Source organism: Rhodovulum adriaticum, assembly GCF_004345735.1.
GTDB lineage: Bacteria > Pseudomonadota > Alphaproteobacteria > Rhodobacterales > Rhodobacteraceae > Rhodovulum > Rhodovulum adriaticum.
This window is the reverse complement of sequence record NZ_SLXL01000001.1, coordinates 656,657-677,667: the sequence shown is the minus strand read 5'-3', so window position 1 is coordinate 677,667 and position 21,011 is coordinate 656,657. Positions and strand designations below refer to the sequence as shown.

General features: G+C 65.2%; 20 protein-coding genes and 1 tRNA gene. 6 read left to right on the top strand and 15 right to left on the bottom strand.

Translation table 11 applies throughout. The annotated features are described in order from the left end of the window. The first annotated feature begins 15 nt into the window (after positions 1-15). The 4 genes from gpmI to EV656_RS03165 are packed head-to-tail and all read left to right on the top strand — an operon-like array spanning position 16 to position 4,561. On the top strand, positions 16-1,536 hold the full coding sequence (gene gpmI, locus EV656_RS03180) for a 2,3-bisphosphoglycerate-independent phosphoglycerate mutase (protein WP_132599353.1): 1,521 nt from the start codon (positions 16-18) through the stop codon (positions 1,534-1,536). Beyond that, positions 1,533-2,687, top strand: a complete 1,155-nt coding sequence (locus tag EV656_RS03175) for a murein hydrolase activator EnvC family protein (RefSeq protein WP_242469029.1) — start codon at positions 1,533-1,535, stop codon at positions 2,685-2,687. Before gpmI ends, EV656_RS03175 begins: the two co-directional genes overlap by 4 nt. A 7-nt stretch (positions 2,688-2,694) precedes the next feature. Beyond that, entirely contained in the window at positions 2,695-4,038 is a 1,344-nt protein-coding gene (locus EV656_RS03170) for a S41 family peptidase (RefSeq protein WP_132599351.1), read from the top strand. Between the two features lie 37 nt (positions 4,039-4,075). Beyond that, complete coding sequence (locus EV656_RS03165; protein ID WP_132599349.1) at positions 4,076-4,561, top strand: RNA pyrophosphohydrolase; 486 nt, start codon at positions 4,076-4,078, stop codon at positions 4,559-4,561. Between the two features lie 110 nt (positions 4,562-4,671). Here EV656_RS03165 and EV656_RS03160 read toward each other — a convergent pair. Beyond that, a tRNA-Met gene (locus EV656_RS03160) sits at positions 4,672-4,748 on the bottom strand. 166 nt (positions 4,749-4,914) lie between these two features. Here EV656_RS03160 and EV656_RS03155 point away from each other — a divergent pair. Further along, entirely contained in the window at positions 4,915-5,118 is a 204-nt protein-coding gene (locus tag EV656_RS03155) for a YgaP family membrane protein (RefSeq protein ID WP_132599347.1), read from the top strand. A 77-nt stretch (positions 5,119-5,195) separates the two neighbouring features. Here EV656_RS03155 and EV656_RS03150 read toward each other — a convergent pair whose 3' ends face one another. The 14 genes from EV656_RS03150 to bchF all read right to left on the bottom strand — a co-directional run bounded on the left by EV656_RS03150 (position 5,196) and on the right by bchF (position 19,884). Then, the gene (locus tag EV656_RS03150) at positions 5,196-5,636 is read right to left on the bottom strand and encodes a c-type cytochrome (RefSeq protein ID WP_132599345.1); all 441 of its coding nucleotides are present in this window, start codon (positions 5,634-5,636) and stop codon (positions 5,196-5,198) included. Between the two features lie 100 nt (positions 5,637-5,736). Then, positions 5,737-6,567: a putative photosynthetic complex assembly protein PuhE gene (puhE, locus tag EV656_RS03145; RefSeq protein ID WP_242469030.1), complete on the bottom strand. Its 831-nt coding sequence runs from the start codon at positions 6,565-6,567 to the stop codon at positions 5,737-5,739. Further along, entirely contained in the window at positions 6,564-7,685 is a 1,122-nt protein-coding gene (gene acsF / locus EV656_RS03140) for a magnesium-protoporphyrin IX monomethyl ester (oxidative) cyclase (RefSeq protein ID WP_200276574.1), read from the bottom strand. The genes puhE and acsF overlap by 4 nt, the downstream gene beginning before the upstream one ends. After that, positions 7,682-7,978, bottom strand: coding sequence for a hypothetical protein (locus EV656_RS03135; RefSeq protein ID WP_132599341.1), 297 nt, complete (start codon positions 7,976-7,978; stop codon positions 7,682-7,684). Before EV656_RS03135 ends, acsF begins: the two co-directional genes overlap by 4 nt. A gap of 33 nt (positions 7,979-8,011) precedes the next feature. Further along, positions 8,012-8,491 (bottom strand): photosynthetic complex assembly protein PuhC, encoded by a 480-nt coding sequence (gene puhC, locus EV656_RS03130; RefSeq protein WP_132599339.1) that lies wholly within the window; start codon positions 8,489-8,491, stop codon positions 8,012-8,014. A 3-nt stretch (positions 8,492-8,494) separates the two neighbouring features. Beyond that, complete coding sequence (gene puhB, locus EV656_RS03125) at positions 8,495-9,127, bottom strand: photosynthetic complex putative assembly protein PuhB (RefSeq protein ID WP_132599337.1); 633 nt, start codon at positions 9,125-9,127, stop codon at positions 8,495-8,497. A gap of 21 nt (positions 9,128-9,148) precedes the next feature. Then, on the bottom strand, positions 9,149-9,931 hold the full coding sequence (puhA, locus tag EV656_RS03120) for a photosynthetic reaction center subunit H (protein WP_132599335.1): 783 nt from the start codon (positions 9,929-9,931) through the stop codon (positions 9,149-9,151). 18 nt (positions 9,932-9,949) lie between these two features. Continuing rightward, the gene (locus tag EV656_RS03115) at positions 9,950-11,389 is read right to left on the bottom strand and encodes a PucC family protein (RefSeq protein ID WP_132599333.1); all 1,440 of its coding nucleotides are present in this window, start codon (positions 11,387-11,389) and stop codon (positions 9,950-9,952) included. After that, complete coding sequence (gene bchM, locus EV656_RS03110; RefSeq protein ID WP_132599331.1) at positions 11,386-12,072, bottom strand: magnesium protoporphyrin IX methyltransferase; 687 nt, start codon at positions 12,070-12,072, stop codon at positions 11,386-11,388. The genes EV656_RS03115 and bchM overlap by 4 nt, the downstream gene beginning before the upstream one ends. Then, a complete protein-coding gene (bchL, locus tag EV656_RS03105; RefSeq protein WP_132599329.1) occupies positions 12,072-12,968 on the bottom strand; it encodes a ferredoxin:protochlorophyllide reductase (ATP-dependent) iron-sulfur ATP-binding protein in 897 nt (298 codons plus the stop codon). Before bchL ends, bchM begins: the two co-directional genes overlap by 1 nt. Positions 12,969-12,988: 20 nt before the next feature. After that, complete coding sequence (locus tag EV656_RS03100) at positions 12,989-16,567, bottom strand: magnesium chelatase subunit H (RefSeq protein ID WP_132599327.1); 3,579 nt, start codon at positions 16,565-16,567, stop codon at positions 12,989-12,991. Then, positions 16,557-18,107, bottom strand: coding sequence for a ferredoxin:protochlorophyllide reductase (ATP-dependent) subunit B (bchB, locus tag EV656_RS03095; protein ID WP_132599325.1), 1,551 nt, complete (start codon positions 18,105-18,107; stop codon positions 16,557-16,559). The genes EV656_RS03100 and bchB overlap by 11 nt, the downstream gene beginning before the upstream one ends. Then, on the bottom strand, positions 18,104-19,393 hold the full coding sequence (locus EV656_RS03090; RefSeq protein ID WP_132599323.1) for a ferredoxin:protochlorophyllide reductase (ATP-dependent) subunit N: 1,290 nt from the start codon (positions 19,391-19,393) through the stop codon (positions 18,104-18,106). The genes bchB and EV656_RS03090 overlap by 4 nt, the downstream gene beginning before the upstream one ends. After that, the gene (gene bchF, locus EV656_RS03085; RefSeq protein WP_132599321.1) at positions 19,390-19,884 is read right to left on the bottom strand and encodes a 2-vinyl bacteriochlorophyllide hydratase; all 495 of its coding nucleotides are present in this window, start codon (positions 19,882-19,884) and stop codon (positions 19,390-19,392) included. The genes EV656_RS03090 and bchF overlap by 4 nt, the downstream gene beginning before the upstream one ends. A 290-nt stretch (positions 19,885-20,174) precedes the next feature. Between bchF and EV656_RS03080 the strand changes: the two genes are divergently transcribed. Beyond that, a complete protein-coding gene (locus EV656_RS03080; RefSeq protein WP_165918926.1) occupies positions 20,175-20,996 on the top strand; it encodes a cobalamin B12-binding domain-containing protein in 822 nt (273 codons plus the stop codon). The last annotated feature ends 15 nt before the right edge of the window (positions 20,997-21,011 follow it).

Genomic DNA, 21,011 nt, shown 5'->3' with positions numbered 1-21,011 from the left:
GGAAAGGGCCCCCTGATGAGCACACCCAAACCCGTCATCCTGTGCATCCTAGATGGCTGGGGCATCGGCCCCACCCCCGAGGGCAACGCGCCGTTTCAGGCCGACACCCCGAATTTCGACCGGCTGATGGCCACCTGCCCCCATGCGCAACTGACCACGCACGGCCCCGATGCGGGCCTGCCCTCGGGGCAGATGGGCAATTCCGAGGTCGGGCACACCAATATCGGCGCGGGCCGCGTGGTAGCGATGGACCTGGGCCAGATCGACCTGGCGATCGAGGATGGCAGCTTCTTCGAAAACGCCGCGCTGAACGACTTCATCGCCCGGCTGAAGGAAACCGGCGGCACCGCGCACCTGATGGGGCTGGTGTCCGATGGCGGGGTGCACGGGCACATCACCCATATCCTGGCCGCCACCCGCCATATCGCGGGTGCGGGCGTGCCGGTGGCGATCCACGCCATCACCGACGGGCGCGACGTGGCGCCGAAATCGGCTGGCCGGTTCATCGCGGACCTGGATGCCGCCCTGCCCGAGGGCGCCCATGTCGCCAGCGTGATCGGCCGCTATTACGCGATGGACCGCGACAACCGTTGGGAACGGGTGCAGCTGGCCTATCACGCAATGGCCAACGGCCTGGGCGAAGAGGTGAACACCCCCCTGGACGCCGTGACCGCCGCCTATGAGCGGGGCGAAACGGACGAATTCATCGAACCCAGCGTGATCGGCGACGCGCCCGGCATGCGCGATGGCGATGGCCTGTTCTGCCTGAATTTCCGCGCCGACCGCGCCCGCGAAATCCTGCGCGCCTTTGCCCAGCCGGATTTCAACGATTTCGAAACCGGCAAGCGCCCGCAATTCGCGGCCATCCTGGGCATGGTGGAATATTCCGACGCCCATAACGCCTGGCTGACCACCGTTTTCCCCAAGCGGGAAATCGTGAACACGTTGGGCGAATGGATCGCCAAACAGGGTCTGCGCCAGTTCCGCCTGGCCGAAACCGAGAAATACCCCCATGTGACCTTCTTCCTCAACGGCGGCAAGGAAGTGCCGGAAGAGGGCGAGGACCGGTTCATGCCGCCCTCGCCCAAGGTCGCGACCTATGACCTGCAACCGGAAATGAGCGCAGCCCAGGTCACCGACAAGCTGATCGAGGCGATCGAGGCCGCCTATGACCTGATCGTGGTCAATTACGCCAACCCCGACATGGTGGGCCACAGTGGCATCCTGCCCGCCGCGATCAAGGCGTGCGAGGCCGTGGATGCGGGTCTGGGCCGTGCGCTGGACGCGCTGGAAAAGGCGGGCGGTGCGATGATCGTGACCGCCGATCACGGCAACTGCGAAACCATGATCGACCCGGAAACCGGCGGGCCGCATACCGCGCATACCCTGAACCCGGTGCCGGTGATCCTGGTCGGCGGACCAGAGGGCGCGCACCTGCGCGACGGGCGGTTGTCGGATCTGGCGCCCACCGTGCTGGCACTGATGAACCTGCCCCAGCCGCCCGAGATGACGGGCCAAAGCCTGATCGGGGCATGAGGTCGGCGCGCGCCGCGATCCTGGCGCTGGCGCTGGCGGGGCTGCCCCCCGCCGCGCCCGCCCAGACCGATCCCGCCAAAATCGCGCGCGCCGCCGCCCAGGCCCTGCGCGACGCGGGCCGCGCGCTGGATGCCGCCCAGGGCGCCAATGACCGCGTCGCAGCCCTGACCGATACTATCCGCGCCTATGAACAGGGGTTGGCCGCCCTGCGCGCCGGGCTGCGCCGCGCCGCGATCCGCGAACGCGCCATCACGCTGGAACTGGACGCGCAGCGCGCCGAACTGGGCCGCCTGCTGGGCGTGATGATGGGCATGGAACGCGCGCCCGAGGCGCTGTTGCTGCACCCGGCCGGGCCGCTGGGCACCGCGCGGGCCGGGATGCTGCTGGGCGAGGTGACCCCCGCCCTGCAGGCCGAGGCCGAGGCCCTGCGCGCCCGGTTGCAAGAGGTGGCCCTGATGCGCAGCCTGCAGGAAAGCGCCGCCGATACCCTGGCCGAGGGGCTGGCCGGCGCCCAGCAGGCGCGCACCGCGCTGTCCAAGGCCATGTCGGAACGGCGCACCCTGCCCCGCCGCTTTGCCGAGGATCCCGACCGCCTGCGCGCCCTGCTACAGGGCAGCGACACGCTGGACAGCTTTGCCACGGGGCTGGCGTCTGCGGGCGGTACCACCGCACCCGACGGCAGCGCACCCCCGGATTTCGCCGCGCGCAAGGGCCGCCTGCCCCTGCCCGTACAGGCCACCGTTCTGCGCCGCGCGGGCGAGGCCGACGCCGCAGGCGTGACGCGCCCCGGGCTGGTGCTGGCGACCCGCCCGCTGGCGCTTGTCACCACGCCTGTTCCGGCGACCATCCGGTACCGTGGGCCGTTGCTGGACTACGGAAATGTGATGATCCTGGAGCCCGCAGAGGGCTATCTGCTGGTGCTGGCCGGGCTTGCGCAGGTTTACGGTGATGTGGGCGAGGTTCTGCCCCCCGGCCACCCGGTCGGGTTGATGGGCGGGGCCGATCCCAACCGGCAGGCGGTTCTGGACCCGGTGGCGGCGACAGGTGGCGACAGGCGGACGGAAACGCTTTATATGGAACTCAGACAGGGCGGTCGCCCGGTGAACCCGTCCGATTGGTTCACCGTGACACGCGCCGCGACAAGGGATTGAGGTTGAGATGAAAAGATTCGTGATGGCCGCTCTGGGCGGCACGCTGGCCGGGGCCGTGGCGGCGACCCAGGTGGCCGCGCCGCTGATGGCACAAGAGGCCGAAAGCTCTCAGTCGGTCTATCAGCAGCTGGACCTGTTCGGCGACATCTTCGAACGCATCCGCGGCCAGTATGTCGAGGAGGTCGACTCGGCCGAACTGATCGAGGCCGCGATCAACGGCATGCTGACCTCGCTGGACCCGCATTCCAGCTATCTGCCGCCGCGCGATTTCGACGACATGCAGGTGCAGACGCGCGGCGAATTCGGCGGGCTTGGCATCGAGGTCACGCAGGAAGAGGGCTTCGTCAAGGTGGTCTCTCCCATCGACGGCACCCCGGCGGACGAGGCCGGAATCGCCGCGGGCGATTTCATCACCCATGTCGACGGCGAAAGCGTGCTTGGCCTGACCCTGGACGAGGCCGTGGACCTGATGCGCGGCCCCGTGGGCAGCGAGATCGTCATCACCGTTGTGCGCGAGGGCGAGGACGAGCCCTTTGACGTGACCATCATCCGCGACACGATCAAGTTGACCGCCGTGCGTTCGCGGATCGAGGGCAACACGGTTGTCCTGCGCATCACCACGTTCAACGATCAGACCTACCCCAACCTGCAGGAGGAATGGGAAAAGGCGGTCGAGGAACTGGGCGGCCTGGACATGGTCGAGGGCGTGGTGCTGGACCTGCGCAACAACCCTGGCGGGCTGCTGACCCAGGCGATCAAGGTGTCCGATGCGTTCCTGGACGCGGGCGAGATCGTGTCCACCCGCGGGCGCAACCCCGCCGACAGCGACCGCTACAACGCCCAACCGGGCGAGCTGATCGACGGCAAGCCGATGGTCGTCATCATCAATGGCGGCTCGGCCTCGGCCTCGGAAATCGTGGCCGGCGCGCTGAAGGATCACCGCCGCGCGGTGGTGATCGGCACCAAGAGCTTTGGCAAGGGGTCGGTGCAGTCGGTCGTGCCGCTGCGTGGCGACGGCGCGATGCGCCTGACCACCGCGCGCTATTACACCCCCTCGGGCCGCTCGATCCAGGCGCTTGGCGTGGCGCCCGACATCGTGGTGCCCCAGCCGCCCCGCCGCCCCGCCGCCGCGGAAGAAGAGGAAAACAGCGCGGCCGCCCGCTTCCGCCGGTCCGAGGCCGACCTGCGCGGCGCGCTTGGCAATGACAGCATGACCGACGACGAACGCCGCCAACTGGAAGAAGAGCTGGAACGCGCCGAGGCCGCCGCCAAGCTGCGCGAAGAGGATTACCAGCTGGCCTATGCCGTCGACATCCTCAAGGGCCTGTCGGCCCTGCGGACCGAGCAATAGGAAAGGGGGGCCGGCCCCGCGCCGGCCCCGCACGCGCATGACCCCCGAAGACATCGCCAAGCTGCCCTACCGCCCCTGCGTGGGCGTGATGCTGATGAACGAGGCCGGACGCGTATTCGTCGGCCGACGCAACGACACCCCCCAGCCCGCCTGGCAGATGCCCCAGGGCGGCATCGACAAGGGCGAAGAGCCCCGCACCGCCGCCCTGCGCGAGTTGTGGGAGGAAACCGGCGTCACCGCCGATCTGGTCGAGGTGATCGGACAGACCGACGACTGGGTCCACTACGACCTGCCGCCGGAATTGCTGGGCAAGGTCTGGAAGGGCAAGTATCGCGGGCAGAAACAGCTGTGGTTCCTGATGCGCTATCTGGGCCGGGACGACCAGATCGACATCGCCACCGAACACCCCGAGTTTTCCGAATGGACCTGGCTAAACCCCGGCCACCTGGTCGAAAGCATCGTGCCGTTCAAGCGCGATGTTTACGAACGGGTCGTCGCGCAGTTCAGCGATCACCTGGGCTGATCCCCTACACCGCAACTTACCGGCAATCCCCTGCGCCCTGCGCAGGGGCGGCGCGGGGATTTGGGCAACCGTGGCCGGGCCAAGGCGTGCAGGATGTAAGGTGGGGGAAATGGTAGCGGAGGAGGGACTTGAACCCCCGACACGCGGATTATGATTCCGCTGCTCTAACCTACTGAGCTACTCCGCCTGAAGCGAGTGGCGGGATATGCCAAGCGCCGGGGGGCGTCAAGGGGAAAAGCGGCACGGCGGGCAATCGCGGCACTTTACATTCATGTCCTTGAATGTAACATCGGCCCCAGAGGTTTCGCCCGTGGTCCACGGGGGAAACATGCCATTCATCAATGGAGTATCCGATGACCCTTGACCGCGCCGTCCTGATGTTTGCCGGGTTCATGATCCTACTGACGCTGGCGCTTGGCACCTGGGTGTCAGGCTGGTGGTATCTCTTCACCGCCTTCATCGGGGTGAACATGATGCAGAGCGCCGTGACCGGCTTTTGCCCCGCTGCGATCATCTTCAAAAGGCTGGGGATCAAGTCGGGCACTGCCTTCGACTGAGCCCGCATCCGACCGAGCAAAGAAAAAGGGCCGGTGGCGCGCTGCCACCGGCCCTTTTGGCATGGAATGCCGCAGTCTTATTCTTCGTGCACGCCCAGGCTGGCAAGGTAGGCGTAAATATCGACCGCCTCGTCTTCCTTACGAACCTTGTGGGTCATCGCGCCGCGGGCCTTGGAGTCGCCCAGGTACTCCCGCAGGTAGCCGGTCGGGTCCTGAACGTATTTCACGAACTCTTCCTCGACCCAGACCAGACCATTCTCACCGGCCTGCGACATGGAGTCCGAATAGCGGAAACCCTCGATCTGCCCGGCGTGGCGGCCCGGCACCTTGTACAGGTTCGGCCCCACCTTGGCGTTGCGGCCCGCCAGCGTTTCGCCGCTGTCATCGACGACGACGTGGCAGGTGATGCACTGGCGGAACGCCTTTTCACCGGCGGCTGCGTCGCCGGACACGTCAACGGCAAGCGCGGGGCCAGCGGACATGGCAGCGGCGGCAGCCAGAGCCAATTTCACTTTCATCAGTCTCTCCCTGACTAGATTGAACCGGGCATACCATGGCGTGCAGTGCCCGGAACGTCAAATGATTAAAAGGTGCAACAAGCTTGGGGGGAAAGGCTGCTCAGAACTCGCCCAAACGCTTGCGCGGGGTGGCGGTGCCGGGCTTGGCCGCGCGATCCTCTTTCGGGGCGGGCAGCATCCAGCGCCACAAACGCTCGTCCGGCAGGGGCAGCACCATCAGCCAGTGTTCCAGCAGGGCCAGCGCCGTCAGCGCGGCCAGCAGGGCAAAGCCCACCGTTTGGTGGGCCGCCTCTGCCGCGAACAGCCGTTCCATCCAGCAGGCCGCGGCAAAGGTCAGCGCCGAGATCGAAAAGGGGAACAGCCAGTTCATCTTGGCGATGCGGAAATGGCTGGGCAGGTGCACCAGCGGCGTCGGCAGAAACTCGACATTGATCTTGGGCACGCCCAAAAACAGGTTCAGCTTGGCCGAGATGCGCGCAAAGAACAGCACGATAAAGGTCCACAGCCCAACGGGATTAGGCGCGTGCTGGCTGGTCATCAGCATCACCAGCAGAATGCCGACCAGCAGGATTTCGTGATAGGCGATCGTGCCATAGGCCCGCATGAAGCGTTCCCAGCCCTTCGCCTGGCCATGGCAATGGCTGGTGTTGGGGCCGGTGATGACCCCGGTCAGAAAGGCCAGCTCGACCCAGCCCCAGATCAGGATCGCCGCGAAAAAGGACAAATAGGTCGCGCCCACGGTTTCAAAATGGCGCCCGATCTCGAACAGCCAGATCCCGCCCCCCATCAGGGGCAGGGCCATGATCGTCGCCTGCAGATGGCCGATGCGGCCCCGACGTTCGGCCCGGCGCACGACATACAGGATGGCGCCGGTGGAAAACCACCAGATGAACAGCGCCGCCAGCGCCGCGAACCAGGCCGACGCGATCAATACGCAGGCTCCAGCCGGGTAGAGGCCGGCACCTGGTGGCGCTTGGCCGGGATCGTATAGAGCGCGGCAAAGGCCAGGGCGGCCTTGGCGGCGCCCGTCCATTCGGTCAGCTTGCCGCCGATCCCGCCCTTGCGTTTGCCCGCATCGACCTGGGCGCTTGCCCGTTGCAGCATGTTCAGCCCCTTGCTCCAGCGTGGGTGGTCGATGTCCAGCGTGATCGGAAAGATCTGTTTCGACAGATCCGACGTCTTGCGGAACACCTCTTGCCCATACCAATCGGTATCAACTCCCAACGCGTCGTGGAAGGCCGGGCGTTGGTGGTCGCGCACGTGCATCGTGGCAAACACCGCCGTGAGGAAGAACTTGATCCACCACACATTGACGCCAGCGGTCAGCCTGGGGTCGGTCTTCATCAGCAGGGCAAAGGCCTCTCCGTGGCGGAACTCGTCGTTGCACCACTCCTCGAACCACTTGAAAATCGGGTGAAACCGCTTGTCGGGGTTGGCCTCCAGGTGGCGATAGATCGTGATGTAGCGGGCATAGCCGATCTTTTCGCTCAGATAGGTGGCGTAGTAGATGAACTTGGGCCGGAAATAGGTGTATTTCTTGGCCTGCGTCAGAAAGCCCAGGTTGACCGCAATGCCCGCCTCGCGCAGCGCATCGTTGATGAAGCCCGCATGCCGGGCCTCGTCCCGCGCCATCAGCTGGAACAGTTCGGTCACATCCTTGTTGTGGCCGCGCCGTTTCATTTCCTTGTACAGGACACAGCCCGAAAACTCTGCCGTGCAAGAGCTGATGAGGAAGTCGATGAATTCCTTTTTCAGCTCAGGCTCCATCGCGTCCCAATCGACGTGATCCCAGGTGTCATCCTTCTTGAAATGACCCTTGTTGGGATCGGTGCGCATCTCGGCGATCAGGTGGTCCCAGTCGGCGCGGACCGGGGTCACGTCGATCGCGTCCAGTTCCTCGAAATCGGTGGTGTAGAAGCGCGGGGTCAGCAGCGTGTCCTGCATCGCCACAGCGGTTGCGGATTCGCTGTCCAGAACGGCCTGTTGTTCCTGGATGGCCAGCCCCTCTTCGACGGTGGTGGCATCGGCGGTGTGGGCATTCATGTTCATAGCGTCGCCTCCCCCGAGAAGGAGAATTCGCACAGTTCCATGAATTCCAGATCGCCGGTCAGCCGGGTCCACAACCGCCCCAGGCCGCTGGCCCGCGTGATCGTTGCAACCCGGTCCTCGGTCACGACCTCGCCATAGGGGGCCATGATCTCGGGGCCGTGGACCAGCACTTCGTCGCCCGGATGGACGACGGCCCCGTTGTTGAACCGCACATGCGCGTGCAGGCTTTCGAACTTGTGAGAGACTTCAACCGTGCAGGGTGCCGTCTCCTTTTCCCTGGTGAAAATTCCCATCTTTCGGTTCCCGTTTTTTTATGAGGAGAGAGGTCATTGCGCCTCCTCCTTGTCCAGCAGCAGCGCGAATGCTGCGGTGTTGTCGGCCCCAAAACCGACAAGCTCTGCCCGCCAACCGGTCAGGTCGTCGAACAGAGAAAGCCGCCCGCTTTCGTAGCGGACCAGTCGCACGGGCGCGTCCATCGGCGCATCGATCTTGCCGCGCTCGCGTTGCAGCACCCGCCAGATGCCGGCGACGAATCCTCCTTCGTCGGCGGCGTATTCGTGGATCACGTTGCCCTCGGTGTCATAGACCGTGGCCGCGCCCGTCATGCTGCCCACCAGCACGATTTCCCGTTCCTGGGCGATCGGCGCGTCCAGATCCGGCATCGCGGCCTTGGGTTTGTCGGTGACAACGGCATAGGTCACGATCAAAAGGCTGAACAGGGCGACGCCGAACATGCCTTTCAGCAGGATCGACGGAACCTTTTCGTCCTCGGTCTGAGGGCGTTTCTTCGAGTTCTTGTCAGACATGGCTTACTCCGCCGCCAACGGGTCGTCGTCGGTGACGCGGGTCAGTTTCGGTTCGGCAACCCGCGTTTCGGCCGCCTCGGTGATGATCTTGGCGACTTTCGCCGCGTCAGGGATGCAGCGCAGCGCGGGTTCCGTGCGGCTGATCCGCCAGGGGCGGACATGTGGCCAGCACAGGATGTACGAAATCTTGTGGTTTCCGATCATCTCGAACGCGATGCTGCCGATCCCCGACTTGCGCAGATGCAGGTTCGCATTGCCGATCCGCGTATAGGGCAGGCTGAGATTGATCGTGACCGCCGCGCCGATCCGCATGGCGACGCGCCGGGTTGTAACGGTGTAGACGGACGCCTTTGCGTTGGCGAGGGCCATGGCGATCAGCAACAGACACACCACGGCCCCCATGACCAGGAAAAACGTCGCCCCGGCCGCCGCCTGTGCCAAGGGCATATCCCCGGCGGCAGCCAAAGTGCGCCACACGAACAGCGCGACGAAATACAATGCGACCCAGTCCAGCCACAGGCTTTCACGGGCCAGGGCCCACCAGTTCGGCGACCCCTGCCAGAGGATTTCCTCACCCTCTGGCAGTTGTGCGGGCAGCCCCTTGATCGGCTCGATCTCGAAATCGTCGTGCGACATGTGCGCGCGTCCTTGGGCAGATCAGAGTTGCGGTTCCAGCCGCTCCTCGACATCGGCGTACAGCTTGCCGCCGGCGTAGTAGGCGCAGACCTTCTCTTCTTCGAGCTTGGTGATCTGCTTGGTCGACTTGATCGTCGGCACGTTGGCGAAGTGCTTGCCGTAGATCGAGTGGACATGGACCACCGGCTTCAGCCAGCCCAGGCGGGCGACCTGCATCGGCAGCAGGCGACGGCCGCTGCCGTATTCGCCGTTCAGCTCGATCTCAAGGTAGCGAACGACCTGCTCTGGCTCGTCCACCCACATGTCGACGACCTTGCCGACCACCGCGCCGTCGCCGGCAACGACATCCATGCCGCGCGGGTCACGGCCGGCCGACACCTTGAAGGTGCTCAGCGCCGCCATCGGCTGGATCTTGGGATGGCCCTTGCCGTCCAGTTCCGGTTCGTCCTTGCGGGCGCACCAGGCCGCCGGGCCAACGCCATCCAGCATCGGGTCGCCGGTGGGTTCCAGCGGGTAGCCGTTGTTCGGCGTGGTCTTTTTCAGCGCCAGATCGGCATTGCGCGGGTCGGTCTGCATGTCGGGGACGGTCTTGTCGCCCTGGCCATGCGGCAGCTTGTAGGTCTTGGGTTCCGGCAGCCAGAACATGCCCTGGTTGGGGGCAGGATTGCCCGCTTCGTCTTCGAGGGGGAAGCCCTCGTGCATGTTCGCGCGCTGGAGATAGAAGATCAGGCCAGCGAAGAACAGCCAGAACGACCAGATCGCCAGAGCGGCCAGATCGAAGTTTCCAAAGAATGCATTGACCATGGGTTTCGGTCCTCCGGGTCAGGTTGGGAAGTCGGCCAGCCCGATCTTGGCCGAGGAATCCCTGTTGGGATGGTTGATGTCCGACGACCGCACAAGCGGCCCCAAGACAATGAGTGTCACGAACAGAAGCACGATCTCAATGTGGTAGACCGCCGCGTATCCGGTGGTGGCCGTTTCCAGCCCCTTGCCGAACGTGCCCGACAGCGCGAGGTGATTCACCACGTCCCGGACCGTGCCGCCGATGGCGACGGACAGGCCCGCCGCCGTTGCCTGTGCCGCGCCCCAGGCGCCCAGCGCCAGGCCACGGCCCGCCTTGCCCTGCACCGGCAGGGACATCGCCGCGGTCAGCGTCGCCACGGCAAACAACCCGCCGCCGAACCCGATCAGCCCGGCGCCAAGGTAAAAGATCGGCGCGAACTGGAACGGCCCGGCCAGGATCACCAGCGCAAAGGCGCCGATCCCCGACATGATGCCGATCGCGCCCATGCGATACAGGTTCATGCCATGGCCCAGCCAGCGCGCCGCCATGGCGAAACCGCCCAGCGAACCCGCCGCCCAGGTCGCGGTCAACAGGGTGGTCGCCGCCACCGACAGGCCCAGCACCTCGCCGCCATAGGGTTCCAGCAGCACGTCCTGCATGTTGAAGGCCAGCGTGCCCAGCGCCACCACGGCCAGCAGCCGCCCCGCGCGTCCCCCGCTGGCAAAGTCGTGCCACGCATCGCCAAAGCTGGGCGGGCGCGTGGACCGCTCTTCCTTGCTCATGGGGTTCATCGGTTCCTGCTTCCACAGCGCGACGAGGTTCAGCACCAGCGTCATCGCCGCGGCGCCCTGCACCACGCGGATCAGGGTCATCTGGCTGAAATCGCGCAGCAAAAACCCGATCACGACGGCCGAAACGCCCATCCCCAGCAGGAACATGACATACAACAGCGCCACGACTCGCGGTCGGTTGTCGTCCGACGCCCGGTCCGAGGCCAGCGCCAGCCCCACCGTCTGGGTCATGTGGATGCCCAGCCCCGTCATCAGGAAGGCCGCGGCGGCCAGCGCCTCGCCCGCCCATGTCGGGCCCAGGGTCTGGTCGCCCGACAGCACGATCAGCGCAAACGGCATCACCGCCAGCCCGCCCATCTGCCAGAGCGACCCGAACCACATGTAGGGGATACGCTTCCACCCGATGGCGGATCGGTAATTGTCGGACTTGAACCCCATCAGCGCCCGGAACGGCGCGGTCAGAACCGGCAGCGCGATCATCACCGCGACCATCGTGGCGGGAATGCCCATTTCCACGATCATCACGCGGTTCAGCGTGCCCAGCAGCATGACCGTCGCCATGCCCACCGAAACCTGGAACAGCGAAAGACGCAGCAACTGGTGCAACGGAAACTCTTCCGTCGCGGCGTCTGCGAACGGCATGTAGCGCATGCCGAGCTGGGCCAGTTTGCGGGGGCCTAGGATCATGGCTCCAGCTCCATCGCCTGGCTGATGTAGAACCCCTTGGCCACACGGCCAAGCGGCCGAAACGCCCCGTTCACACCCGCCTTTTTCAGCGCCTTGGCAATCTTCTTTTCCGAATGCGGAATGATCCGCGGTGAGCGGTCAGAGCGCGGGAACAGCTTGCCGGTCACATGCATGACCGTCAACAAGGTGGTCTTGGGTGCGACGGTAAAGACAACCTTGCCACGGGTTCGCGCCGACAGCTTTGCCAGCGCGGCGGCGATGTCGGTGGACTTGTAGTGGATCAGGCTGTCCATCGCCATGATGTAGTCGAACTTGCCCAGATCGTCGGCCAGCATGTCCCCGGCAACGAATGTGATCTGGCGGTGATAACGGTCCGGGATCCGGGCCTTGGCCACGTCCAGCAGGCTGGCGGAAATGTCCACCGCGACCACCTCGGCGCCCTTTTGCACCAGTTCCAGGGTCATCGGCCCGGCCCCGCAGCCCGCATCCAGCACGCGCTTGCCGGTCAGATCCTCGGGCAGGCGCGACAGCATCTGCGCGCGCATCTGATCGCGCCCTTCGCGCACGGTCTGGCGGATCCGCGACACCGGCGCATCCGAGGTCAGATGCTCCCACGTCTTGGCGGCGGTGCGACCGAAATAGTGTTCCAGCCGTTCACGGGTCTTGGCGTAGCTGCTGCTCATCAATCGAATCCAAGCAGTTCAAAGATTTCACGGTCGGGCAGCGGTTCGGGCGCCAGCGGCTCGGTCCCGTTCCACAGGGTTTCCGCGACGCGGATATACTCGGCGCGGCACTGAACGATATCCTCGTCGTCGGGCATCTCGAACAGCGTCTTTTTCATCAGGCGCGACCGGCGGATTGCATCGACCAGCGGCATATGCGCGATCCGCTTGAACCCCACCCGATCGCAGAACTTGTCCACCTGGTCGGTGCCATCGGAACGGTTGCAGATGCAGCCGGCCAGCCGGACGTTGTAGTTTTTCGATTTCGCCTGCACCGCGGCGATGATCCGGTTCATCGCATAGATGCTGTCGAAATCGTTGGCGGTCACGATCACCGCGCGGTCGGCATGTTGCAGGGGCGCGGCAAAGCCGCCGCAGACCACGTCGCCCAGCACGTCGAAGATTACCACATCGGTATCTTCCAACATGTGGTGCTGTTTCAACAGCTTGACCGTCTGGCCCACGACATAGCCGCCGCAGCCGGTGCCCGCGGGGGGGCCGCCGGCCTCGACGCATTGCACACCGTTGAAACCCTCGGTCACGAAATCCTCGGGGCGCAGTTCCTCGGGGTGGAAATCCACCTCTTTCAGAACGTCGATCACCGTGGGTTGCAGGTGGCCCGTTAGGGTAAAGGTCGAGTCATGCTTGGGGTCGCAGCCGATCTGCAGCACCCGTTTACCCAGCATCGAAAAGGCCGCGGACAGGTTCGACGAGGTCGTCGATTTGCCGATGCCGCCCTTGCCGTAGACCGAAAAGACCTTGGCCCCCTCGATCTTCATGTCGGGGTCCTGATGGACCTGGACAGAGCCTTCGCCGTCCTCGCCCTTCAGCACCGGAATTTCATCTCTGGGGCTCATGGTTCCCTCCGTTTGCGGCTCTATTCGGCCGCGATTCCTTCCAGCCGGTCTTCCAGCTCGTCGGCCGCGGCCTGCAGCGCAGCCAGGGTTTCGGCGTCGGGTTGCCAGTAGTTGCGGTCATGCGCCTCTAGCAGGCGGTTGGCCATCTTCGCACTTGCGGCGGGGTTCAGGTTGGCCAGCCGTTTGCGCATCTCTTCGTCCAGGACGAAGGTCTCCGACAGCCGTTGGTACACCCAGGGCTCCACTTGGCCCGTCGTTGCGGACCATCCCAGGGTGTTGGTGACCTGCGCCTCGATCTGGCGCACGCCTTCGTGCCCGTGTTTCAGCATGCCCTCGAACCATTTCGGGTTTAGGCTGCGCGACCGGGTTTCAAGATCGACCTGTTCCTTCAGCGTCCGCACCTTGCCCTCGCCACGGGTCTGGTCGCCGATGAAGACGGCGGCCTCGCTCCCCTTGGCGCGCTTCACGGCGCGGGAAATACCGCCGAGCGTGTCGAAATAGTGGTCAACCGTGGTGACGCCCAGTTCCACGCTTTCGAGGTTCTGATAGGCGACATCCACATCCTTCAGCGTTTGCTGCAGCAGCGCGGCGTTGGCCTTGGACTTGCCGTCGCGGCCATAGGCGAAACTCTTGCGGGCCTCGTAGGCGTCGGCCAACTCGTCCTCGTCGCCCCAGGCACCGCTGTCCACCAGCGCGTTGACGTTGGACCCATAGGCGCCTTCGGCGTTGGAGAAGACGCGCAGCGCGGCGGTTTCAATGTCCACCCCCATCTTCTCGGCATGGGCCAGGGAATGGGCGCGGATATAGTTCATCTCCAGCGGCTCGTCGGCGGTCGCGGCCTTCCACGCGGCCTCGGCCAGCATGCGGGTCTGCAGGGGCAGCAGGTCGCGGAAGATGCCCGACAGCGTCATCACCACGTCGATGCGCGGGCGGCCCAGTTCCGCTAGCGGGACCAGATCGGCGCCGGACAGGCGGCCATAGCTGTCGAACCGCGGGCGCGCACCCATCAGCGCCATTGCCTGCGCGATCGGGCCGCCGTCGGATTTGATGTTGTCCGACCCCCACAGAACCATCGCGACAGAACGCGGCAGGTCAGCAGCGGCCTCCAGCAGTTTCTGCGCCTGTTTCGCGCCCTCTTGCATGGCGAATTGCGTGGGCATGCGGAACGGGTCAAAGGCGTGGATGTTGCGCCCGGTGGGCAGCACCTCGGCCGAGCGGATCAGGTCACCGCCGGGCACGGGCTGGATGTAGCGCCCGCCCAATGCGCGCATGATCGCGGGCAGTTCGGTATCCTGCTGCAACCAGTGATCGACCCGTTCGCGGGTCTCGTCATCCACATCGCACATCACCCGCAGGTGTTCGGCGCGCTCTTCCTCGGTCACCGGGCGGCCGACAACGTGCAGCCCGTCGGGGATCAGCGCGTCCTCGGTTTCCAGCAGCTTCAGCCACAGCTCTTCGGGCGGGGTGCCGCCCATGTCCACGGCCTCGGCCTGCATCTTGATCAGTTCTTCCAGATCGGCCTGTTCGGGGCTGCCCGGCAGGGTCTGGCGCCAGCGAGTCAGGCTGTCCTTCAGCTCCTGCAAGCCCTTGTACAGGCCAGAGGCCGCCAGCGGCGGCGTCAGGTGCGTGATCGTCACGGCGTTGGACCGCCGCTTGGCCAGCGTCGCCTCGGACGGGTTGTTCGAGGCGTAGAGATAGACGTTGGGCATGTCGCCGATCAGCCGATCCGGCCAGTCGCGGAAACCCATGCCCGCCTGCTTGCCCGGCATGAATTCCAGCGCGCCGTGCATCCCGAAATGCAACAGGACATCGGCACGGAAGTTGTTCTTGAGCCACAGGTAGAAGGCACTGAAGGCATGGGTCGGCGCGAACCCCTTTTCGAACAGCAACCGCATCGGGTCGCCCTCATAGCCAAAGGTCGGCTGCACACCCACGAAGACGTTGCCAAACTCGTGGCCCAGAACGAAAACGCCGCGGCCGTCGGACCGGATCTTGCCCGGGGCGGGGCCCCAGACCTCTTCGATCTCTTGCAGCCAGGGGGTGCCGCGCACGATGTCATCGGCGGACACATGGGCGCAGACATTGGCCTCTTGGCCGTATTGCTTGGCGTTGCCCTCAAGGATCGCGGTGCGCAACTCGTCCACCGACCCGGGCAGTTCGCCCACGTCGTAGCCCTCGTCCTTCATCCGGCGCAGGGTGTTCAGCAGGCTTTCGAATACCGACAGATAGGCGGCGGTGCCCACCGCGCCCGCGTTCGGCGGGAAACCGAACAGGATCACGCCCACCTTGCGTTCCGCCACCTTCGACCGGCGCAGTTTCGCCAGCCGTTCGACCCGCGCGGCCAGCGTGGCCACGCGTTCGGAACAGGGGGCCATCTCCTTGGATTCGCCGCCCTTCTGGCTGCAATCATGGGGGCAGCCCTTGCAGCCCTCGGCGCCATGGCGGCCCCCGAAAACGGTGGGCGAAATCGCGCCGTCCAGTTCCGGCAGGGCGATCAGCATGGTGGTTTCCACCGGCCCCAGCCCGCCCGAGGATTCGCTCCATTGGCCCAGGGTCTGGAATTCCAGCGGGTGCGCGGCAACGTAGGGAATATCCAGGTCGCTCAGCACCTCGACGGCGGCCTCGCTGTCGTTATAGGCCGGCCCGCCGATCAGGCTGAAGCCGGTCAGCGACAGCATCGTGTCGATATGAACACCGTCCTCGCCCTTGAAATAGGTGTCGATCGCCGGGCGCGCGTCCAGCCCCCCGGCAAAGGCCGGGATCACGCGGATATTGCGTTCCTCCAGGGCACGGATGACCGCGTCGTAATGCGCGGTGTCAGAGGCCAGGATATAGGAGCGCATCATCACGATACCCACGGTCGCCACCGGCTGGGCGGGGCGCGGCAGGGCGTCCACCTCGGTGGTGATGCCGTGGGGGATGTCGGGGTGATACAGGCCCACCTCGGGGTATTCGACAGGCGCCTCGGACGCGCCGCCGCGCCAGGATTCCTCGTGCGCGTAGCGCGAGATCAGAAAGCGCACCATCTGCTCGACATTGTCGTCCGAGCCACCCAGCCAGTATTGCATGGTCATGAACCACGCACGCAGATCCTGCGCCTTGCCGGGCACGTATTTCAGCATCTTGGGCAGGCGGCGCAGCATCGCCATCTGCTTTTCGCCGCCGTTGCGCGGCTGGGCGTTTTCGCCCTCTTTCGCCCCACCGCGCAGCTTTTTCAGCAGCTTCATCGGGCCCGAGGCGGGCTTGGTCATGTCCAGGTCGCCCATCTTGGTCAGCTGGACGATCTGCTTGTCTGCAATGATGCCGATCATCGCGTCGCAGTCATCGCGGCGCGCCTGCAACTCGGGTAGGATAGCGGTGATGTGTTCCTCGATGAACAGCAGGTTGACCAGGATGATGTCACCGTGGCGCACATCGTCCTTGGCCATGGCCAAGGCCTCGGGGTTTTCCGCCCAGGTGGCCGCGGCATGGACCGAGACCTGCAATCCGGGGAAATCGTCGGCCAGCCGTTCGGTCACGCGCTCTGCCGGGCCGGCAGAGTGGGAATCCAGCGTGACGATGACGACACGGTAGCCGGGGACATCACGGTTATCGCGCATAGTGGGCCTTTGCCTCGTACAGAGTTTCGACGCTGATCTCGTGCACGCCCTTTTCGAGCGCGAATTTCTCGGTGTTGCGCTTGGCCTTGCCGCGGACAAAGAAGGGGATCTTCTTCAGCTCTTTTTCGGCACAGGACAGCCACACGATATCGCCCTCGGCCGGGGCCTGTGCAGCGGCCGGCTGATCGGTTTGCGGTTCCGGCGCGGGGGCATCCACGGCGCGCAGCTTGGCCGCGCCGCCATGGTGCGAGGCGCCGGCCTCGTCGTGGAACTCGAAATCCTCGCGGAACATGTGCAGCAGGTGTTCCTCCAGCCCCATGACCAGCGGGTGCACCAGCGTATCAAAGATGACGTTCGCGCCCTCCCAGCCCATGACGGGCGAGTAGCGGGCGGGAAAGTCCTGCACATGGACGGGCGCCGAAATCACCGCGCAGGGGATGCCCAGACGCTTGCCGATATGGCGCTCCATCTGGGTGCCCAGGATCATTTCCGGCGCCAGATCCTCGATGGTCTTTTCAACCTCGAGGTAGTCGTCGGTAATCAGCGCCTCGACGCCGTATTCCTTGGCCAGGGCGCGGATATCGCGGGCGAATTCGCGGTTGTAGCAGCCCAGGCCGACAACCTCGAAGCCCATCTCGTCGCGGGCCATGCGGGCCATGCATTTCACATGGGTCGCATCCCCGAACAGGAACACGCGCTTGCCGGTCAGGTAGGTGGAATCGACCGATTGCGAATACCACGGCATCCGCAGGCGCGAATCATCGGCCTTGGGTTCCACCCCTGCGATCTGCGCCACCTCATTGATGAAATCGCGGGTCGCGCCGACGCCGATGGGCACCGTTTTCGTATAGGGCTGGCCCAGGTTGCGTTCCATCCAGCGGGCCGCGGCCTCGGCATGTTCGGGATACATCAGCACGTTGAAATGGGCCTGCCCCATCTGTGTGATGTCTGCGGGCGTGGCGCCCATGGGGGCGACCACGTTCACGCTGATCCCCATCTCTTCCAGCAGGGCGGTCACCTCGACGATGTCGTCGCGGTGGCGGAAACCCAGGCCGGTAGGGCCGATCAGGTTGGCCGATACATGCGCGGTGCGGTCCATCGGCCTGGCCAGACGCTTGACGATCTGAAAGAACGTCTCGTCCGTGCCGAAGTTTTCCTTGCGCTGATAGCTGGGCAGTTCCAGCGGGATGATCGGAATGCCCAGGTCCACCGTCGCGGCCATCCCCTCGGGGTCGTCCTGGATCAGTTCGGCCGTGCAAGAGGATCCGACGATCATCGCCTGCGGCTGGAACCGTTCATGCGCGTCGTGCAGCGCGGTCTTGAACAGGTTGGCCGTGTCGGCCCCCAGATCGCGCGCCTGAAAGGTGGTGTAACTGACCGGCGGGCGGTGGTTGCGCCGTTCGATCATGGTGAACAGCAGGTCCGCATAGGTATCGCCCTGCGGCGCATGCAGGACGTAATGCAGCCCCTTCATGCCCGTGGCAACGCGCATCGCGCCCACATGCGGCGGGCCCTCGTAGGTCCAGACGGTCAGCTTCATGCCGCGCCCTCCAGATCGGACAGGATTTCACGGCGGCGCAGGGGCCGGGCGAACAGCCCCGCCAGATCGCCCGCCTGTTCGTACAGGTGCACCGGGGTAAAGACCAACTCGATCGCCCATTTGGTGGACAGGCCGTCGGCCTCCAGCGGGTTGGCCAGACCCAGCCCGCAGACGGTCAGGTCGGGCCGCGCGGCATGACAGCGGTCCAGTTGCAGATCCACGTCCTGCCCTTCTGCGATCACCGGCCCCTCTTCCAGCAGGTCTAGGTCGGGACCGACGATCTGCTTGTTGATGAAGGGCGCGCCGACCTCGACCGCTTTCATCCCGCATTCGCGGGTCAGAAAGCGCGCCAGCGGAATTTCCAGCTGGCTGTCGGGGAAGAAGAAGATCGACTTGCCATCAAGCGTTTCCCTGGCCGCGGCAATGGCCTTGCGCGCGCGGGCGCGGGGCGCATCGGTGACCTTGGCAAAGGTTTCGGGCGAAACGCCGAATTCCTGCGCGATGGTCCACAGCCAGGCGGTCGTGCCCTCCTCGCCAAAGGGGAAGGGGGCGGACAGGATTTTCGCCCCGCGCCGTTCCAGCAGCGCGGCGGTTTCGTTCAGGAAGGGTTGCGTCAGGGCAACCACGGTGTTCGCCCCCACGCCCGGCGTTTCCGCGGCGCGGTGCGCGGGCAGGCAGCGGATCGGTTCGATCCCCATGGCAGACAGCAGGGAAACGGCCTGATCCTCGACCACGTCGGGCAGGGCCCCGGCCAGCAGCAGTTGCCGTTCGTCCGTGTCAGGCAGGGTCGGAACCATCGTTGCCAGGCAGGCATCCTCACCCTCGGTAAAGGTGGTTTCGATCCCGCTGCCGGAATAGTTCATCACCCGCACATGGGGCGCGTGCCGTTCGGTCAGCCGTTCGGCGGCGCGGTGCAGGTCCAGCTTGATCACCTCGGACGGACAAGAGCCGACCAGGAACAGCTGCTTGATATCGGGGCGCCGCGCCAGCAGGCGGTCAACCTCGCGGTCCAGCTCGGCATTCGCGTCGGCCAGGCCGGCCAGATCCTTTTCCTCAAGGATCGCGGTGCCAAAGCGCGGCTCGGCAAAGATCATAACGCCGGCGGCCGATTGCAGCAGATGCGCACAGGTGCGCGACCCTACGACAAGGAAGAAGGCATCCTGCATCTTGCGATGCAGCCAGATGATGCCGGTCAGCCCGCAAAAGACCTCGCGCTGGCCGCGCTCTTTCACGATGGGGGCATTTCGGCAACCAGCGGCAGGTGGCTGGGGAGTGTAGTCGGTCATGCAACGGCCTCGGCTTGGCCCTGCAGGCGGGCCATGCGCAATTTCCACAGGAATTGCGCGGCATTGATCACGTAGGCGCAATAGGCGGCCAGGGCGATCACCATCTGCCCGGTCGGCCCGATATTGCCCGTCAGCAGCGCCCACAGGTATAGCGTGTGCAGGAAGATCACCAGCATCGAGAACACGTCTTCCCAGAAGAAGGCGGGCGCGAACAGGTACTTGCCGAACACGACCTTTTCCCAGATCGCGCCGGTGATCATGATGGTATAAAGGACCAGCGTCTTAATAACGATGGAGATCGTCGCCGCCGTGTATCCAACATCTGTCAGCAGGTAACGAACGACCAGCCCCAGCGAGACAAGGAACACCAGGAACTGCAGCGGCGCCAATACGCCCTGAACGATGGTCCAGACGGTTTCGTCGCGGCGCCGGCGCTCTTCCGGCGTGTACAGTTGAAACGCCTTTTTGGCGCCTCCCGACTCAGCTGGCATCCTCCGACTCCCTGGCAAGCGGTGGCTGCGTCACGTTAGCCCTCTGCCGCCGAAAGTGTCAATTGTAATTTACACTCTTTAAGTTTACACTCGATACGGAAAGAGGGGTCCGCCTATGCGCGGGTCGTCCATAAAAGTCACGGAATACAACGTGCTTAGGGCGACCTGACTCGATTCCTCTGGGCAAGAGGGCAACGAAGTGTCAATCGGCTTTGACAATGCAGCGCGGGCAAAATGGGGGGGCGGGCGAATCCGCCGCGCCGGTCCGTTCGCGCGGGCGGAGGGCGGCCATGGCTGACACCCAGCGACGTGTCTCTCCGGCGGCGGACGATGCCGTCCATCACGGCGAGGTGGAATCGCTGGCCACTCAGGTGCTTTCTGCGCTTGCTCATCGCGCCGCTCCCGGCCTTCAGGGCGTCGATGGGGCGGTGCTGACCGATTTTTGCGCCGACCTGCTGCGCGGGGGCACCGCGATCCGCACCGACTCGCTGTCGGCGCTGCGCGGCAACGGGGTCGGGCCAGAGGTGATCCTGGACTGTTATATACCCGCCGCCGCGCGCGAACTGGGCGATCGCTGGACCCGCGACGAACTGGGATTTGCCGATGTCACCATCGCCACGGCGCGGTTGCAGGCAATGCTGCGCGAGATGGGCGAACCCTCGGACGTCGAAATCACCGCCGGACCGGATGCGCCCAACGTGATGCTGATCGTCCCGGTCGAGGAATATCATACCCTTGGCGGCATGATGGCCGCGAACCAGATGCGGCGGCTGGGGCTGTCGGTCTGCCTGTGTCTGGGCCAGGGGGACGACGAGCTTCAGCAAAAGGCTGCGTCGCGGCAGTTCGACATGATCGCCTTTTCCGTTTCCTGCATGCACAAGCTGGACGCCGTGCGCCGCCTGGTGGCCCTGCTGCGCCGGGCGACACAAGGCCGGGTGCCGCTGGTCGTTGGCGGCCACGTGGTTGAGGGGCCGGGCGCCGCGCGCCAGATCTGCGCGCAGACCGGCGCCGATCACGCGACCGCTGACCCGAAAGAGGCGCTGCGGATGTGCGGATTGCAGGCCCCCGCGCTGGCAGGCGCGGGCAAGACGGCGCGACATGATGAACGATAGGGGGCGGCCCGCAGG

Excerpts from the sequence above, each read along its gene's own strand:
- gpmI (WP_132599353.1), top strand. The coding sequence starts at position 16 with ATGAGCACACCCAAACCCGTCATCCTGTGCATCCTAGATGGCTGGGGC.
- EV656_RS03175 (WP_242469029.1), top strand. The coding sequence starts at position 1,533 with ATGAGGTCGGCGCGCGCCGCGATCCTGGCGCTGGCGCTGGCGGGGCTG.
- EV656_RS03170 (WP_132599351.1), top strand. The coding sequence starts at position 2,695 with ATGAAAAGATTCGTGATGGCCGCTCTGGGCGGCACGCTGGCCGGGGCC.
- EV656_RS03165 (WP_132599349.1), top strand. The coding sequence starts at position 4,076 with ATGACCCCCGAAGACATCGCCAAGCTGCCCTACCGCCCCTGCGTGGGC.
- EV656_RS03155 (WP_132599347.1), top strand. The coding sequence starts at position 4,915 with ATGACCCTTGACCGCGCCGTCCTGATGTTTGCCGGGTTCATGATCCTA.
- EV656_RS03150 (WP_132599345.1), bottom strand. The coding sequence starts at position 5,636 with ATGAAAGTGAAATTGGCTCTGGCTGCCGCCGCTGCCATGTCCGCTGGC.
- acsF (WP_200276574.1), bottom strand. The coding sequence starts at position 7,685 with ATGAACATGAATGCCCACACCGCCGATGCCACCACCGTCGAAGAGGGG.
- EV656_RS03135 (WP_132599341.1), bottom strand. The coding sequence starts at position 7,978 with ATGGGAATTTTCACCAGGGAAAAGGAGACGGCACCCTGCACGGTTGAA.
- puhC (WP_132599339.1), bottom strand. The coding sequence starts at position 8,491 with ATGTCTGACAAGAACTCGAAGAAACGCCCTCAGACCGAGGACGAAAAG.
- puhB (WP_132599337.1), bottom strand. The coding sequence starts at position 9,127 with ATGTCGCACGACGATTTCGAGATCGAGCCGATCAAGGGGCTGCCCGCA.
- puhA (WP_132599335.1), bottom strand. The coding sequence starts at position 9,931 with ATGGTCAATGCATTCTTTGGAAACTTCGATCTGGCCGCTCTGGCGATC.
- EV656_RS03115 (WP_132599333.1), bottom strand. The coding sequence starts at position 11,389 with ATGATCCTAGGCCCCCGCAAACTGGCCCAGCTCGGCATGCGCTACATG.
- bchM (WP_132599331.1), bottom strand. The coding sequence starts at position 12,072 with ATGAGCAGCAGCTACGCCAAGACCCGTGAACGGCTGGAACACTATTTC.
- bchL (WP_132599329.1), bottom strand. The coding sequence starts at position 12,968 with ATGAGCCCCAGAGATGAAATTCCGGTGCTGAAGGGCGAGGACGGCGAA.
- EV656_RS03100 (WP_132599327.1), bottom strand. The coding sequence starts at position 16,567 with ATGCGCGATAACCGTGATGTCCCCGGCTACCGTGTCGTCATCGTCACG.
- bchB (WP_132599325.1), bottom strand. The coding sequence starts at position 18,107 with ATGAAGCTGACCGTCTGGACCTACGAGGGCCCGCCGCATGTGGGCGCG.
- EV656_RS03090 (WP_132599323.1), bottom strand. The coding sequence starts at position 19,393 with ATGACCGACTACACTCCCCAGCCACCTGCCGCTGGTTGCCGAAATGCC.
- bchF (WP_132599321.1), bottom strand. The coding sequence starts at position 19,884 with ATGCCAGCTGAGTCGGGAGGCGCCAAAAAGGCGTTTCAACTGTACACG.
- EV656_RS03080 (WP_165918926.1), top strand. The coding sequence starts at position 20,175 with ATGGCTGACACCCAGCGACGTGTCTCTCCGGCGGCGGACGATGCCGTC.